Source organism: Pseudomonas sp. IT-P395 (genome assembly GCF_949767675.1).
Classification (GTDB): domain Bacteria; phylum Pseudomonadota; class Gammaproteobacteria; order Pseudomonadales; family Pseudomonadaceae; genus Aquipseudomonas.
Genome location: NZ_CATKPW010000001.1, coordinates 36561 through 51941, shown reverse-complemented (window position 1 = coordinate 51941; position 15381 = coordinate 36561). Strand labels below are relative to the sequence as shown.

Here is a 15381-nt window from a genome sequence, read left to right as displayed (position 1 = left end):
CACTGCGGTCAAACTGCCAGTAAACTGCGCTCTATTCCTGAACCACTCTATTTCAGAGGTTTTGCATGACACTCAGTCCTTTTGCGGGCAAACCGGCACCGGCAGAATTGTTGGTCGATATCCCGCGACTGGTAACGGCTTACTACACCGGACAGCCTGACGCCTCGATTTCCACTCAGCGTGTGGCGTTCGGAACATCCGGGCACCGGGGCAGCTCGTTCGATTTGAGTTTCAACGAGTGGCACGTTCTGGCCATCAGCCAGGCGATCTGTCTGTATCGCGAAGCCCAAGGGATCACCGGGCCGTTGTTTGTCGGCATCGACACCCACGCCCTGTCGACTCCGGCCGGAGCCAGCGCGCTGGAAGTACTGGCCGCCAACGGTGTCACCGTGATGATCGCCGAAGGTGATGAATACACGCCGACGCCGGCCATTTCCCACGCCATTCTCTGCTACAACCGTGGCCGCACCTCGGGCCTGGCGGACGGCATCGTCATCACGCCGTCGCACAATCCGCCACAAAGTGGTGGTTACAAATACAACCCAACCAACGGCGGGCCGGCCGACACCCACATCACCAAATGGATCGAAGCCAAGGCCAATGAACTGTTGGCCGCCAAACTGGCCGGTGTGAAGCGCATCAGTTACGAGCAGGCGCTCAAGGCCAGCACGACGCATCGTCACGACTACGTGAACACTTATGTGGCCGACCTGATCAACGTGATCGACTTCGACGCCATTCGTGACGCCAAACTGCGCCTGGGTGTTGATCCGCTGGGCGGAGCAGGGGTGCGCTACTGGTCGGCGATTGCCGAGCATTACCGCCTCGATCTGCAAGTGGTCAACAAGGAAGTCGACGCGACGTTCCGTTTCATGACCGTTGACTGGGATGGCCAGATTCGTATGGACCCGTCGTCCAGCCACGCGATGCAAGGCCTGATCGGTCTGAAAGAGCGTTTCGACGTCGCTTTTGCCTGCGACCCCGATCACGACCGTCACGGCATCGTGACGCCGTCCGGTGGTTTGCTCGCGCCGAACAACTATCTCGCTGTTTCGATCGATTACCTGTTCCAGAACCGCCCGCAGTGGCGTGCGGATGCTGGCGTCGGTAAAACCGTGGTCAGCAGCGGTCTGATCGATCGCGTGGCCAAGCGCTTGGGGCGTCGTCTGTACGAAGTTCCGGTCGGTTTCAAATGGTTCGCCGACGGCCTGTTCGATGGCTCGCTCGGTTTCGGTGGCGAAGAGAGCGCGGGCGCATCGTTCTTGCGCAAGGACGGTGGCGTGTGGAGCACCGATAAGGATGGCCTGATCCCGGCATTGCTCGCCGCTGAAATGACCGCGCGCACCGGTCGCGATCCGAGCCAGGCCTACAAGGCATTGACCGATGAGCTGGGCGAACCGTTCTCGGTGCGCGTCGATGCCAAGGCCAATCCGGAGCAGAAAGCGTTGCTGAGCAAGCTGTCGCCTGCGCAGGTCACCTCGACAGAACTGGCCGGCGAGAAAATCCAGAGCATTCTCAGCCATGCACCGGGCAACGATCAGGCGATTGGCGGTCTGAAAGTGATGACTGAAAACGGCTGGTTCGCCGCGCGTCCGTCGGGCACCGAAGACATCTACAAGATCTACGCCGAAAGCTTCATCAGTGACGACCACCTCAAGCAATTGGTCGTTGAAGCGCAGACGCTGGTAGATGGCGCCATTTCCGGCTGATGAAGCCGGCAAGCGCATGAAAAAAGGGGCAACCGTCTGGTTGCCCCTTTTTTTTGCCTGCCATTCGAGCGATCAGGCCAGATCCACCAGGACAATTTCACTGTCCTCAATGGCCGTGACGCTGAGCACTCGTTCCTGCGCCACCGCCACACCGTCTCGAGCTTGTGCACGCAAGCCGTTGACCTCAATCACGCCAGTGGCCGGCACCAGATACGCACGACGACCTTCATCCAGCTGATATTCGGCAGTTTCCCCGGCTTTGAGATTGGCCGCGACCAATCTTGCATCAGCGCGAATCCGCAAGCTCTGGTCATCACCTTCCTTGCCGCTGGCCAGCGTGACAAAGCCTTCGCGCTGGCCTTTCGGGAATGGTTTGGCACCCCACGAGGGCGGCGCGCCGGTTTCCGTTGGCAGGATCCAGATCTGGAAGATCTTGGTGTCCTTGGCTTCCAGGTTGTATTCGCTGTGCGCGATGCCGGTGCCGGCGCTCATCACCTGAACGTCGCCAGCCTCGGTGCGACCCTTGTTGCCGAGATTGTCCTGGTGAGTAATTGCACCTTCACGGACATACGTGATGATTTCCATGTCGCGATGCGGATGTTGTGGGAAGCCAGTACCTGCGGCGATCACGTCATCGTTCCACACCCGCAGGTTGCCCCAGCTCATGCGCTGCGGATCGTAGTACTCGGCGAACGAAAAGTGGTGATGGGCATCCAACCAGCCGTGGTGGGCGCCGCCCAGCGAGCTGAAGGGTCTGAGTTCAAGCATGATCGTCTCCTCAAAAGGTTCGTCATGGGGTGTTAATGGTTGACACCCGACGCGACACCGGTGGTTTATGACGGCCATCATCTATCAGTCAATAATCGATAAAAAGCGTAAAAAGTGCGGCGTTATTATCGAATTGATCGATTGGAAACAAGCTCGAAAGGGTCTCATCTCACCTTCAGTTCATCGCCTAAACCAATGACCTGTAAGCATTTCGCTAGAACTGAACGGCAAATACAGACACCATAGCCGCAACAGCCTCACACACTGGAGTCCGTCAGCGTGGCGCAACACACCCCCGATCTTCCTCCCGAACTTCGCCCCCTGGCCGAGATGCCATGGTTCAAACGTCTGGCTGCGCGCTTTTTCGGCCATGGTTTGACCCGGCTGCGCGCTCAACACCGAGCGTCGTGGTTGCACGGTCAGGCCGATGGCTTTCGCAGCGGGCATACCGCTGGCGTCGAATATGGCTTTAAGGAAGGCAAGCTTGAGGGGCTGGAAGAAGGCCGTCAGGTTCTTTTGATCCGTGACAGTCGCAATACTGAGCATCGACCGCCCAGCGTCGATAACCATCTGTTTGACGATTGGCGCCTGCCGCTGACGGCCGAGCTGAAAAAGCGCATGAAGGCCGATGTCGCCCGTTTGCTGCCTGAGCACGCTCAACCGAGCGTCGCGCAGTGGAAGATGATTTTCAGCGAAACCCCGTCAACCTCAGTGGTAGCTGGCGCTGGCGCGGGCAAGTCCACCACGCTGGTGCTGCGCATTCTGTTGCTTAACCACTATCTGGGTTTTGAGCTGGACTCGATGACCGTGGTGACCTTCACCCGCGAGTCGCGCAAGGATTTCATCAACAAACTGATCGAGCTGTTCGCGCTCTGGGGCCTGGCGCTGAACCTGCGCCAGGCACGCGATCTGGTGCGTACTTTCCACTCGCGAATTCTGCCGATGGTGCGCAGCTTGCCGGGTTTCGAACGTCTGCAGGCCTTTGAAAACCTCAGTCACCGCGCACAAGGTGATGAGCAGGAGGTCGACAGTAACCCCTTCGACCTGCGCATCAACGATGCACAACGCCAGCAACTCAACGCCTGTTATCAGCGCTTGTTTAATGAAGACGAGCGTTTCCGCCAGTTGATTCAGCCGCTGTCCCGAGCTGGTTTGCAGCTCAAGGAGCTGGAACGCGATCATCCGGACGTGCAAAAACGCGTAGCGGTGACGCAGTTAGCCTCCCAGCGCGATGAAGAACTGTGCGATGCCATTGAAGAACTGTGGTTCCGCGCTGGCGCCTGGCCGATCAAGGGCATTGAGCCGAACCGGCAGAGTTTCGATATCAACGGCGCGAAATTTCACTGTCATGGCTACATTCCGAGCCTGGATGCCTGGGTGGTGCTCGGCTTCGATCCGCGGGAAAACCCGCAGGTCAGTCGGCCAAACGCGAAGCTCAGCGTGCGCGCCGAGTGGGCAGTCAAGCGCACCCTGTTTCAAGCTTTCTGTCGTAAGCCTATGATTTGGCTAGATAGTTACGAATCGTCAAGGCGTGTTCTGGCCACGTTGGCGGGTGATGCCAGCGCCGGGCCGGGCTTTGAGTACAAGGTCAAGGGCGAGCTGGCTTCCGCGCCATTGCTCGACTGTTTTGTCGCGGCGGCCGGTTTCATCGAAAACCTCGGCCTGGACGTGCCAGACGCGGTCGGTCGCATGAGCTTTGCCAAGGACGACCCAGACCGGTTTTTCTTTGAGGCACTCAGCCTGTTCTGGCGGGCCTTTGAAGACCATCTGCTCGACCAGAAGCCGCCGATCATGACCTACAACCGGATGTTCGCGCTGTTCAGCGAGCACTCACCGGAAAACCTCAAGCTGTTGAGCGATGAGTTACTCAGACCGTTGTCGCACTTAATGATCGACGAGTTTCAGGACGTATCGCCGCAGATCGTCTCGTGGATTCGCGCCAGCCTCACGGAAATCCGCAGCCGTGGCCCCGCCATGCATGTCGGGAGGGGCGCGCAGCGTTCATCGCTGCTGTGCGTCGGCGATGACTGGCAGTCGATTTACGGCTGGCGTGGCAGTTCGCCGAGTTACTTCATGGCATTCGACAAGGAGTTCCCGTCGCCGAGCACCACGCGGGTGATGCTCAGTGACAACTACCGCAGCCACCAGCACATCATCGATGCCGCTGAGCATATCGTCCGCGCTGCGCCAGCGATCCCCGGCAAAAAAGCTAAGGCCAGCGGTGCGCCCAAGCTGTTGCAGCCGGTCAATGTGCTAGAGCGCGATGATCAGGCATTGGGGCAGCGCCTCGCCGAGCACTACCGCCAAGGTCATTCGATCTTGATGCTTTATCGAAAAAGCAGCGATAAGTTATTGATTGAAGAGCATATTCAGTCAGTGGTTAATGTTGATTCGAGCTTGCCGTACGAAGCGCGACGTCTCAAGCAGCTGACCTACCACAGCGCCAAAGGCTTGCAGGCCGACGCGGTGTTTCTGCTCGGCGATTGCCAGCACCTGACCAGTTCGCCCTACAAGAACCAGGTCTATCGCATGGCAGGTTTGGGGAAGTCGGGCGACAGCGAACCGTACGACACTGCGCAAAAAGACGAAATCCTGCGCCTGGCCTACGTCGGTATTACACGGGCGGTCAGCCATTGCTACTGGTACGTCGAACCGCAGGAAGCGCAAGCGGTGAACATGCCTCGGGCGTCTGACCGGGTGGCCAAGGGCAAGCCGTTCTTCGTTGATCACCGTGTTACCAAACAAACCGCATAGGCACAAAAAAGCCCACAGAGATGTGGGCTTTTTGTTTTAAATCAAAAGCTTATGCGTAGCTTCTGAGAGACTCTGGAGGTACGAAGGCTTCCAGTTCATCCTCCACAGCCTCGATAATTCGTTCGACATCTGCTGCATTCATCACCGTCGCACACGGGATGCCAGCGATGGCGATCATGGTTTCGCCGCTGGCACGATCAAACAGACGGGCGATCATGCTGCCCGGCGCGTCCATCGTCGCCTCAAAACCCATGGGATGAAAATGCCAGCGCATCAGCTGGCATGCATTGGGAAACGTGACTTTGCTTGACCCTTTATTCATGTGTTGCCCGCCTTCTTCATCGAGCGCTTCCGTTTGCTCATGTTAGGTGGGAAGAGCCTTCATTGGCTCAACCGGTGACTGACATTAAAAGTAGCATCTGCATGTGAAATTCCTGTGAGATTTTTCAGTTCATTTTGCGATTGCTTCGCATTTTTTGATGTAAGTCACGGCCTACGCAATCGTCGCCAAATGGCCACTACGGATTAGTCATTGAAGCTCGCGCCGAACTTCGGCAAGCTCGATTCTTTTGCGCCGAGCCCTTTATGCACGCCGACGACGACGGCCCAGAACAGACCCAGGCCACGGCGGCCACGGTCATGCGCTATCACCTGAGCTGGAAGCACCGTGACCTCGACAGCGTCATGGCGCTGTATCACCCGGACATCCAGTACAACGATTTCTTCCAGAATCGCGTGCTCGGCCTTGATGAGTTGCGCGAGTACGTACGCGTCAGCATGCCGCGTGAATCCGACGAATTGCTTGAGCATTGCGACCGCATTCGCGTCGACGGCAACACCGCATTCATCCAATACGAGGTGACCTTGCGCGGCGGCGACGGCCTGGTGTCGTTTCGCTCCAGCGAGGCGATCACGGTCAAGGACGGGCTGATCTGGCGCGTCAACGAATACGCTTCGCTGGTGCGCACGCAAACTCACGGCACAAACTCGGCAAGTCAGCGCCCGGCGGTCAGTCGCCTGGGCTTGTCGCCGCGTCAATTGAGTTTCATGGCTGAAGACCTGCAACAGTACTTTGAAAAGCAGCAGCCGTATCTCGATCCTGAACTCGACTTGCAGCGGGTGGCGAAGGAGTGCGGCTACAGTCGCAATCAGATTTCCTATCTGCTCAATCAGGTGCTTGGGCAAAGCTTCTATCGCTACGTCAATCAGGCGCGCCTGCAGCATTTGCTGCGTGCGCTGGATAACGCCACACCGCCGGTGCGTATCGATGAACTGGCTTTCGCTGCCGGTTTCAATTCGTTGTCGGCGTTTTACAGCTGTTTCCGCCAGCACACCGGCCAGTCTCCGAAGGCTTACGTTAAACAAATTTCTTTGCGGACACGCGCGCAAGACAGCAACTGAGCACAGCCACTAGGATCGACGCCATCGAAGGTTTTCAGTGGCGGAGTCTTGCATGCCGGCGTGGCGCACTATCAGTTTGTGGATGGATCAACTCGATGAGCCGCTGACCGCGCGGCCCGAGCTTGAGCGAGATCTGGACGTCGACGTGGCGATCATCGGCGCCGGCTACACCGGCCTGTGGACGGCGTACTACCTGAAGAAACTAGCGCCGGGCCTCGACATTGCGATTGTCGAAGCACAAACCGCCGGTTTCGGTGCCTCCGGTCGCAATGGTGGCTGGCTGATGGGCAACCTGCTCGGCGAGGATCGCTTGCTGGCCGGGCTGTCGCCAGAGCAACGCCGCGCGTCCTTCGATCTGCTGCACAGCATTCCCGATGAAGTGGAAATTGTTCTCGAACGCGAAGGCATCGACTGCGATTACCGCAAGGGCGGCGTGCTGTATTGCGCGGCGCGCTATCCGGAGCAGGAAGCCACGCTGCGTGAGTATCTGGCCAAACTACATGCCCAGGGCCTGACCGACGACGATTACCGCTGGCTCAGCCCCGAACAACTGGCCCAGCAGATCCGTGTGGCCAAACCCTATGGCGGGATTTACGCGCCACACGTGGCGACCATCCACCCGGCGAAACTGGTTCGCGGCCTGGCGCGCACCGTGCAAAACATGGGCGTGAAGATCTACGAAAACAGCCCGGTCACCCATTGGCAGTCGGGCAGTTTGCGCACGGCGAAAGCCAGCGTGCGCAGTCGCTGGATCGTGCCGGCCGTCGAAGGTTATTCGGTGACGTTGCCGCCGCTGGGCCGTTATCAGTTGCCGGTGCAAAGTCTGATTGTCGCCACCGAACCCTTGTCGGCGGCAACCTGGGAAGAAATCGGCCTCAATCGCGGCCAAGCCTTCAGCGAATTCAGCCGCCAAGTCACTTACGGCCAGCGCAGCGCCGACAACCGTTTGATTTTCGGTGCCCGAGGCGGTTACCAGTTCGCCGGCAAGCTGCGCCACAACTTCGATCTGACCCGCGATGAAGTCGAGTTGCGCCGCTATCTGTTCGGCGAATTGTTCCCGCAGCTGAAAAACGTGCAGATCACCCATGCCTGGGGCGGCAACCTCGGCATGTCCCGGCACTTCAAGCCGCACATGCTTTGCGATCGCGCCAACGGCATCGCGCTGTCCGGCGGATATGGCGGGGAGGGCGTTGGCGCGAGCAATCTCGGCGGGCGCACCCTCGCGGAGCTGATTCTTGAGCGCGACACCGAACTCACCCATCAGCCGTGGGTGCTGCCGGACGGCGGCATTCATGCCCTGCGCGCCTGGGAGCCAGAGCCGTGCCGCTGGCTCGGCTACAACGCGATCATCAAAAGTTTCGTTCACGAAGACCAGACCCTGGCCAACCCGGCGACCGCGCCATGGCGGCGCAAACTCGCCAGCCAGGTCGCGGGCTTCATGGAAGGTTTCATGCATTGAGCGTCGAATTAATTCAAGAAAGCCCAAAGACAGGTCAGACCATGAGCATTACCCAGTTCAAAAACACTGCAACCCTGCCACTCGATGAATCCAACCCGGTGGCCGTACCCCTCGGCGAACCGGTGGCGATAGCTTCGACCACCAGCGTCGAGCGCGATGACGGCGTCGAGACCGGCGTCTGGGAATGCACGCCCGGGCGCTGGCGCCGGCAGATCACCGCACAAGAGTTCTGCCATTTCATCTCCGGGCGCTGCACGTTCACCCCTGACGGTGGCGGCGAAACCCTGCACATACAAGGTGGCGACGCACTGATGTTGCCGGCCAATACGCTCGGTATCTGGGATATCCAGGAAACCGTGCGCAAGAGCTACGTGCTGATTTTCTGATTTTCTGATTGTTTGATCCTTTTGATTGCCTGCCAACAAAAAAGAAAACCCACACAGGAATCGATCCATGATCCGCAAGACCCTCGCTCTGGCACCGCTGATGCTCGCCGTTTCCCTTGCTCAGGCAGCGGAAACGGTCAAGGTTTACAACTGGTCCGACTACATCGCGCCGGACACCACCAAGAACTTCGAAAAAGAGACCGGCGTGGGTGTCACTTATGACGTCTACGACAGCAACGAAACCCTCGACGGCAAGTTGATGACCGGTAAATCCGGTTACGACGTGGTGTTTCCGTCCAACCACTTCATGGCTCGGCAGATTCAGGGTGGGGCGCTGAAGAAACTCGACAAGAGCCAGTTGCCGAACTGGAAGAATCTCAATCCGGTGCTGCTCAAAGCCCTGCAAACCAATGACCCGAACAACGAACACGGCTTTCCCTACCTGTGGGGCAGCACCGGCATCGGCTACAACATCGCCAAAGTCAAAGCGGTGCTGGGCGACAACGCACCGGTGGACTCCTGGGATCTGATCTTCAAGCCCGAGTACATGGAAAAGCTGCAGAAGTGCGGCGTGGCGATCCTCGACAACGGCCCGGAATTGCTGCCCGCGGCGCTCAACTACCTGGGCCTGCCGCACCACAGCAAGAATCCCGAGGACTATAAGAAAGCCGAAGCGCTGCTGATGAAAGTGCGGCCGTATGTCAGCTACTTCCATTCCTCGAAATACACCAGCGATCTGGCCAACGGCGACATCTGCGTGGCGGTCGGCTTCTCCGGTGACATCCTGCAAGCCGAGAACCGCGCCAAAGAAGCGAAGAATGGCGTCGACATCGGCTACGCGATTCCCAAGGAGGGCGCAGCGATCTGGTTCGACATGGTCGCCATGCCCGCCGACGCGCCGGACGAGAAGGCTGGTTATGCGTTCATGAACTACCTGCTCCGCCCGGACGTGATGGCCGGCATCAGCAACTACGTGCATTACGCCAATGGCAATGAGCAGGCGGACAGCCTGATCGACCCGGCCATCAAGAACGACACCAAGGTGTATCCGAGCCCGGAGATGATGGGCAAATTGTTTGCGCTGGAGGCGATGCCGTTGAACATCGACCGGATCCGCACTCGCGTGTGGAACAAGATACGCACCGGTAGCTGATCCGCTTTTCCCCTGTAGGCGCTGCCGCAGGCTGCGATCTTTTGATCTTGCTTTTGAAAGGCAAAGTCAAAAGATCGCAGCCTCGTTTCACTCGTCAGCTCCTACAGTTTGGGTGAGCCATTTGGTTGATATCAATACACTGGCATCGCACTAATAAAGTGCAGGAAAGTGAGACGCGCCTAACAAAAAACAACTTACCCATATTTAATATTTAAATAGAAAATCGTCAGACAATTAGGCAAAAGCTCCGCAACTAAAACATTCTTTCACCTCCGCACGCTTTGTTTACGGCAGTTTCCCGAAACAGTCCGATTTGATCCCAAAAAAATCCTTTACGGCAGATTTCAAATTGTGTCAGGTTTCTTACGCCTTCATTGGGCGAGTGATAGGACGACCTCGCCAGAGATCGTCCTGTCGGACAAAAACTGTTCCATTGCTAAACAAGGAAGTGTGTTTATGTCGAAAGTTAAAGCGAATGCTATTGATACTGCCGAACAGGCTTTCCAGCTGTCAGCCTTCAGCTCGGCGTATAACCAGATCAATAGCTTCAGCCATCAGTACGACCGTGGCGGCAACCTCACGGTCAATGGCAAACCCTCCTACTCCGTCGACCAGGCCGCCACCCAGTTGTTGCGCGACGGTGCTGCCTACCAGGACAAGGACGGCAGCGGCAAGATCGAACTCACCTATACGTTCCTGACTTCGGCATCGTCCAGCACGATGTACAAGCACGGGATCACCGGGTTCAGTCAGTTCAGTGCACAACAACAAGCCCAGGCCAAGCTCGCCATGCAATCCTGGGCTGACGTGGCCAATGTGACCTTCACCGAGAAAGCCTCGGGCGGTGACGGCCACATGACCTTCGGTAACTACAGCGGTGGCCAGGATGGCGCTGCAGCGTTCGCTTATCTGCCAGGCACTGGCGCCGGTTATGACGGCACCTCGTGGTACCTGATCAACAGTGGCTACACGCAGAACAAGAATCCGGATCTGAACAACTACGGTCGTCAGACCCTGACTCACGAAATCGGCCACAGCCTGGGTCTCGCTCACCCTGGCGACTACAACGCCGGTAATGGCAACCCGACCTACAACGACGCGTCCTACGGGCAAGACACCCGCGGCTACAGCGTCATGAGCTACTGGAGCGAAAGCAACACCAATCAGAACTTCAGCAAGGGCGGGGTCGAAGCGTATTCGTCCGGCCCACTGATGGACGATATCGCTGCCATCCAGAAGCTCTACGGTGCCAACCTGACAACCCGTACCGGTGACACCACCTACGGCTTCAACTCCAACACTGGCCGCGATTTCCTCAGCGCTTCGTCGTCGAGTGACAAAGTGGTGTTCTCGGTGTGGGACGCGGGCGGCAAAGATACTCTGGACTTCTCGGGTTTCACCCAGAACCAGAAGATCAACCTCAATGACGCCTCGTTCTCCGACGTTGGCGGCATGGTAGGCAACGTGTCCATCGCCAAGGGCGCGATCATCGAGAACGCCATTGGCGGCTCGGGTAACGATCTGCTGATCGGCAACAGCGTGGCCAACGAGCTCAAGGGCGGTGCCGGCAACGACATCCTCTACGGCGCTGGCGGTGCTGACAAGTTGTGGGGCGGTGCTGGTTCGGACACCTTTGTGTTCGCGGCCAGTTCCGATTCCAAGCCAGGTACGATCGATCAGATCCTCGATTTCGTCAGCGGTCTGGACAAAATCGACCTGACTGGCATCACCAACGGTGCCGGCCTGCACTTCGTCAGCAGCTTCACCGGTGCTGCCGGTGACGCGGTCCTGACGTCGTCGGGCGGCAACAGCCTGCTCTCGGTGGACTTCTCCGGGCACGGCGTGGCCGACTTCCAGGTCAGCACTGTTGGCCAGGCAGCGACCAGCGACATCGTGGCGTGATGTAGAAATGGAAAGCGGCGCGTGATGCGCCGCTTTCTTTGCTTGCATCGTATTAACAGGTAAGCAAGGCTACACGCCGGAGCGAATATTCCCATGATCAGTAAAGCTTTTACCTACAAGGTAGCGGCGTGGCTTTCGGCGGCGCTCATCATGATTTCAGGAGAAACCAGCATGGCAAGCAGCCTCAGACTCGAAGAACCCTCGGTGTTTGCCGGACAGTGGCAAGCGACATTGTCTACCCGGGATGATGATCGAGAAGCGCTAAAGCAACAGGACAAGCCTTCGAATACGTGCCTCGTGGAATTGGCAGCCAACAAAACCTTGGGCAAAGGCGCCGACTGCCTGGGTGCATGGCTTGAAGAAACCCCGATCGGCTGGTTTCCTGAGCCGGACGGTATCGCGATCACCGGTAAAGAAGGCTCAAGAATCCAGTTTTTCAGCCGACAACGTGACGGGCTTTATCTGGCGACTTTGAAATCGGGTCTGGTGATTACGCTTGAGCGCGCAGCGCAATAGCCTTGATTATTCAAACGGCGACAAGGTTTTAATATAAAGCGCCACGCAATGGTTATAAGAAACGCTGAATGGCAACTGCACCGCAGTTAATCGCGCAAGTTGTTATGAAAGTGTAAGCGGTAGACGAAAAAAGCAAGTTCCGACGTTGCACGGATCATTAATTCGAATCTTGCCAATGAATGGCGGGAAATATTTTCCAGGAATAATCAATGAAGATGGCGAAGGCCCCAGCCACCGCTCCCTTAATCAAGGCATTGGGTGACTATAAAAGTATCCTGATCAGCGTCGGTTGCTTTACCGCGCTGATTAACGTGCTGATGCTGGTGCCCTCCATCTATATGCTCCAGGTCTATGACCGGGTGCTGTCGTCGCAGAACGAAACGACCCTGGCGATGCTGTCGTTGATGGTCGTCGGCTTCTTTGCCTTCATCGGCATGCTGGAAGTGATCCGCAGCTTTATCGTGATTCGCATCGGCAGCCAGTTGGAGCGCCGCTTCAACCTGCGTGTTTATCAAGCGGCGTTCGAACGCAACCTGTTCAAGGGCGAGGGCAACGCCGGGCAGTCGCTGGGCGACCTCACGCACATTCGTCAATTCGTTACCGGGCCGGCGCTGTTCGCGTTTTTCGATGCGCCGTGGTTCCCGGTCTATCTGTTCGTGATTTACCTGTTCAACGTCTGGCTCGGCGTGCTCGCCACCGCAGGCGCACTGTTGCTGATCGGGCTGGCCTGCCTCAACGAATACATGACCAAAAAGCCACTGGGCGAAGCCGCCGGTTATTCGCAGAAGTCCAGCCAGTTGGCCACCAGCCATTTGCACAACGCCGAAACCATTCAGGCGATGGGCATGCTCGGTTCCCTGCGCAAGCGCTGGTTCCAGGTGCACTCGCGCTTCCTCGGTCTGCAGAATCAGGCCAGCGACACCGGTGCGGTGATCAGCTCTGTGAGTAAAACCCTGCGCCTGTGCCTGCAATCGCTGGTCTTGGGCCTGGGCGCATTGCTGGTGATCAAGGGTGACATGACCGCCGGGATGATGATCGCCGGTTCGATCTTGATGGGTCGTGTACTGAGCCCGATCGATCAGTTGATTGCCGTGTGGAAGCAGTGGAGCGGGGCGAAGCTGGCTTACCGTCGTCTCGATGCGCTGCTGCAAGCGTTCCCGCCGAGTGACGACGCCATGGCGCTGCCCGCGCCGAAAGGCCAGATTACTTTCGAACAGGTCAGCGCCGGCCCACCGGGGCAACGCACGGCTACGTTGCAAATGGTCAATTTCAATCTGAATGCCGGCGAAGTGCTCGGCGTGCTCGGTGCTTCCGGCTCCGGCAAATCGACGCTGGCCCGTGTGCTGGTCGGTGTCTGGCCAACCCTCGGCGGCACCGTGCGCCTCGATGGCGCGGATATTCATCGCTGGAACCGCGACCAGCTCGGCCCCTACATCGGTTATCTGCCGCAAGACATCGAACTGTTCAGCGGCAGCATCGCCGAAAACATCGCCCGTTTCAGCGAGGCTGATCCACAGAAAGTCGTCGCCGCCGCGCAACAGGCTGGCGTGCACGAAATGATCCTGCGTCTGCCGCAAGGTTACGACACGCAACTGGGCGAGGACGGCAGTGGCTTGTCCGGCGGCCAGAAGCAGCGTGTGGCACTGGCGCGTTCGATGTACGGCACGCCGAGCCTGGTGGTGCTGGATGAACCGAATTCCAACCTCGACACCGTCGGTGAAGCGGCACTGGCCAGCGCCATTGCCGCGCTTAAAGCGCAAGGCACCACGGTGGTGCTGGTGACGCATCGCTCTTCAGTGCTGGCCCAGGCGGACAAATTGCTGGTCCTCAATGACGGGCGTCTGCAAGCCTTCGGCCCGAGTCAGGACGTGCTCAAGGCACTTTCCGGCCAGCAAGAACAACAACGGGAAAAAGCTGCACAGGCACCGGGCGGGCTCAGCATGAGTCGCCAGTATCAGCCCTCGACAAGGAATTCGGGTGTATGAGCAGCGCAAGCATGAACACTGAAAACGAAGCGAGCATGGAACACGCCTACATTACCGAGCGCCCGGAACGCGATGCAAAGTTCTTCGCGCGCATGGGCTGGATTCTGGCGATCGTCGGCGCTGGCAGTTTCTTCACTTGGGCGGCGTTGGCGCCGCTGGATCAAGGCATTCCGGTGCAAGGCACGGTTGTGGTCTCGGGCAAGCGCAAAGCCGTGCAGTCGATGAGCAGCGGCGTGGTCAGCCGGATTCTGGTGCGCGAAGGCGAAATCGTGAAGCAGGGTCAGCCGTTGTTCCGCCTCGATCAGACGCAAGTCGCCGCTGACGTGCAGTCGCTGCAGGCGCAGTACCGCATGGCCTGGGCCAGTCTCGCGCGTTGGCAGGCCGAGCGCGACAACCTCAAGCAAGTGACCTTTCCCGCCGAGCTGAGCAATGATCCGGATCCGCGTCTGGCACTGGTGCTGGAAGGTCAGCGGCAACTGTTCAGCAGCCGTCGCGAGGCCTACTACCGCGAGCAGGCCGGACTGCGTGCGAGCATCGAAGGCGCCACCGCGCAACTGGCCGGCATGCGCCGCGCCCGTACCGATCTGAATGCCCAGGCCGACTCGCTGCAACAACAGCTGAGCAACCTGCAACCGCTGGCAGACAACGGCTACATCCCGCGCAACCGCTTGATGGAGTACCAGCGTCAACTGTCGCAAGTGCAGCAGCAACTGGCGGAAAACACCGGTGAAAGCGGCCGCGTGGAACAGGGCATCCTCGAGTCGCGGCTGAAGCTGCAACAGCACGCCGAGGAATACCAGAAGGAAGTCCGCACGCAACTGGCCGACGCGCAGCTGAAAAGCGTGACCCTGTCGGAACAACTGACTTCCGCCGGTTTCGACCTGCAGCACAGCGAAATCATCGCCACCGCCGACGGCGTCGCGGTCAACCTCGGCGTGCACACCGAAGGTGCCGTGGTGCGTCAGGGTGAAACCTTGCTGGAGATCGTTCCGCAAGGCACCACGCTGGAAGTGGAAGGGCACTTGCCGATCAATCTGATCGACAAGGTCGGCACGCATTTGCCGGTGGACATTCTGTTTACCGCGTTCAATCAGAGCAAAACCCCGCGTGTACCGGGTGAAGTCAGTCTGATTTCCGCCGACCAGATGGTCGACGAGAAAACCGGCGTGCCGTACTACGTCCTGCGCAGCAGCGTCAGCGATCAGGCCATGGAAAAACTCAACGGTCTGGTGATCAAGCCCGGCATGCCGGCAGAAATGTTCGTGCGCACCGGCGAACGTTCACTCCTCAACTATCTGTTCAAACCGCTGCTCGACCGGGCCGGCTCCGCGTTGACCGAGGAATAAGG

At 58.4% G+C, this 15381-nt stretch carries 12 protein-coding genes; 10 read left to right on the top strand and 2 right to left on the bottom strand.

All coding sequences use genetic code 11. From position 1 onward, the window contains the following. Positions 1-65: 65 nt before the first annotated feature. On the top strand, positions 66-1709 hold the full coding sequence (gene pgm / locus ACM6IN_RS00180; protein WP_007914911.1) for a phosphoglucomutase (alpha-D-glucose-1,6-bisphosphate-dependent): 1644 nt from the start codon (positions 66-68) through the stop codon (positions 1707-1709). Positions 1710-1781: 72 nt separating this feature from the next. Here pgm and ACM6IN_RS00175 read toward each other — a convergent pair whose 3' ends face one another. Then, the gene (locus ACM6IN_RS00175; RefSeq protein WP_007914909.1) at positions 1782-2477 is read right to left on the bottom strand and encodes a pirin family protein; all 696 of its coding nucleotides are present in this window, start codon (positions 2475-2477) and stop codon (positions 1782-1784) included. A gap of 279 nt (positions 2478-2756) precedes the next feature. Here ACM6IN_RS00175 and ACM6IN_RS00170 point away from each other — a divergent pair, with 279 nt between their 5' ends. Then, a complete protein-coding gene (locus tag ACM6IN_RS00170; RefSeq protein ID WP_414915134.1) occupies positions 2757-5231 on the top strand; it encodes a UvrD-helicase domain-containing protein in 2475 nt (824 codons plus the stop codon). Between the two features lie 49 nt (positions 5232-5280). Here the strand turns inward: ACM6IN_RS00170 and ACM6IN_RS00165 are convergent, their stop codons facing one another. After that, positions 5281-5553 (bottom strand): DUF1652 domain-containing protein, encoded by a 273-nt coding sequence (locus tag ACM6IN_RS00165; RefSeq protein WP_038367758.1) that lies wholly within the window; start codon positions 5551-5553, stop codon positions 5281-5283. A gap of 263 nt (positions 5554-5816) precedes the next feature. Between ACM6IN_RS00165 and ACM6IN_RS00160 the strand changes: the two genes are divergently transcribed. From ACM6IN_RS00160 to ACM6IN_RS00125, 8 genes are all read left to right on the top strand, one after another. Next, positions 5817-6632: a helix-turn-helix domain-containing protein gene (locus ACM6IN_RS00160; protein WP_123375151.1), complete on the top strand. Its 816-nt coding sequence runs from the start codon at positions 5817-5819 to the stop codon at positions 6630-6632. Positions 6633-6684: 52 nt separating this feature from the next. Further along, the gene (locus ACM6IN_RS00155; protein ID WP_095113291.1) at positions 6685-8091 is read left to right on the top strand and encodes an NAD(P)/FAD-dependent oxidoreductase; all 1407 of its coding nucleotides are present in this window, start codon (positions 6685-6687) and stop codon (positions 8089-8091) included. A 41-nt stretch (positions 8092-8132) separates the two neighbouring features. Continuing rightward, positions 8133-8477, top strand: coding sequence for a cupin domain-containing protein (locus ACM6IN_RS00150; RefSeq protein WP_123375153.1), 345 nt, complete (start codon positions 8133-8135; stop codon positions 8475-8477). Between the two features lie 67 nt (positions 8478-8544). Further along, positions 8545-9630, top strand: a complete 1086-nt coding sequence (locus ACM6IN_RS00145) for a polyamine ABC transporter substrate-binding protein (protein WP_007914896.1) — start codon at positions 8545-8547, stop codon at positions 9628-9630. 456 nt (positions 9631-10086) lie between these two features. Further along, positions 10087-11532 carry a serralysin family metalloprotease gene (locus ACM6IN_RS00140; RefSeq protein ID WP_007914895.1) on the top strand — a complete coding sequence of 482 codons (1446 nt, stop codon included), beginning with the start codon at positions 10087-10089 and terminating at the stop codon, positions 11530-11532. 93 nt (positions 11533-11625) lie between these two features. Continuing rightward, on the top strand, positions 11626-12048 hold the full coding sequence (locus ACM6IN_RS00135; RefSeq protein WP_176472339.1) for an AprI/Inh family metalloprotease inhibitor: 423 nt from the start codon (positions 11626-11628) through the stop codon (positions 12046-12048). 209 nt (positions 12049-12257) lie between these two features. Then, positions 12258-14033 (top strand): type I secretion system permease/ATPase, encoded by a 1776-nt coding sequence (locus tag ACM6IN_RS00130; protein ID WP_007914893.1) that lies wholly within the window; start codon positions 12258-12260, stop codon positions 14031-14033. Next, positions 14030-15379: an HlyD family type I secretion periplasmic adaptor subunit gene (locus ACM6IN_RS00125; protein WP_007914892.1), complete on the top strand. Its 1350-nt coding sequence runs from the start codon at positions 14030-14032 to the stop codon at positions 15377-15379. Before ACM6IN_RS00130 ends, ACM6IN_RS00125 begins: the two co-directional genes overlap by 4 nt. The last annotated feature ends 2 nt before the right edge of the window (positions 15380-15381 follow it).

What these genes read in the sequence shown, in the direction of transcription:
- pgm (WP_007914911.1), top strand. Translation starts at nt 66, where the DNA reads ATGACACTCAGTCCTTTTGCGGGCAAACCGGCACCGGCAGAATTGTTG.
- ACM6IN_RS00175 (WP_007914909.1), bottom strand. Translation starts at nt 2,477, where the DNA reads ATGCTTGAACTCAGACCCTTCAGCTCGCTGGGCGGCGCCCACCACGGC.
- ACM6IN_RS00165 (WP_038367758.1), bottom strand. Translation starts at nt 5,553, where the DNA reads ATGAATAAAGGGTCAAGCAAAGTCACGTTTCCCAATGCATGCCAGCTG.
- ACM6IN_RS00160 (WP_123375151.1), top strand. Translation starts at nt 5,817, where the DNA reads ATGCACGCCGACGACGACGGCCCAGAACAGACCCAGGCCACGGCGGCC.
- ACM6IN_RS00155 (WP_095113291.1), top strand. Translation starts at nt 6,685, where the DNA reads ATGCCGGCGTGGCGCACTATCAGTTTGTGGATGGATCAACTCGATGAG.
- ACM6IN_RS00150 (WP_123375153.1), top strand. Translation starts at nt 8,133, where the DNA reads ATGAGCATTACCCAGTTCAAAAACACTGCAACCCTGCCACTCGATGAA.
- ACM6IN_RS00145 (WP_007914896.1), top strand. Translation starts at nt 8,545, where the DNA reads ATGATCCGCAAGACCCTCGCTCTGGCACCGCTGATGCTCGCCGTTTCC.
- ACM6IN_RS00140 (WP_007914895.1), top strand. Translation starts at nt 10,087, where the DNA reads ATGTCGAAAGTTAAAGCGAATGCTATTGATACTGCCGAACAGGCTTTC.
- ACM6IN_RS00135 (WP_176472339.1), top strand. Translation starts at nt 11,626, where the DNA reads ATGATCAGTAAAGCTTTTACCTACAAGGTAGCGGCGTGGCTTTCGGCG.
- ACM6IN_RS00130 (WP_007914893.1), top strand. Translation starts at nt 12,258, where the DNA reads ATGAAGATGGCGAAGGCCCCAGCCACCGCTCCCTTAATCAAGGCATTG.
- ACM6IN_RS00125 (WP_007914892.1), top strand. Translation starts at nt 14,030, where the DNA reads ATGAGCAGCGCAAGCATGAACACTGAAAACGAAGCGAGCATGGAACAC.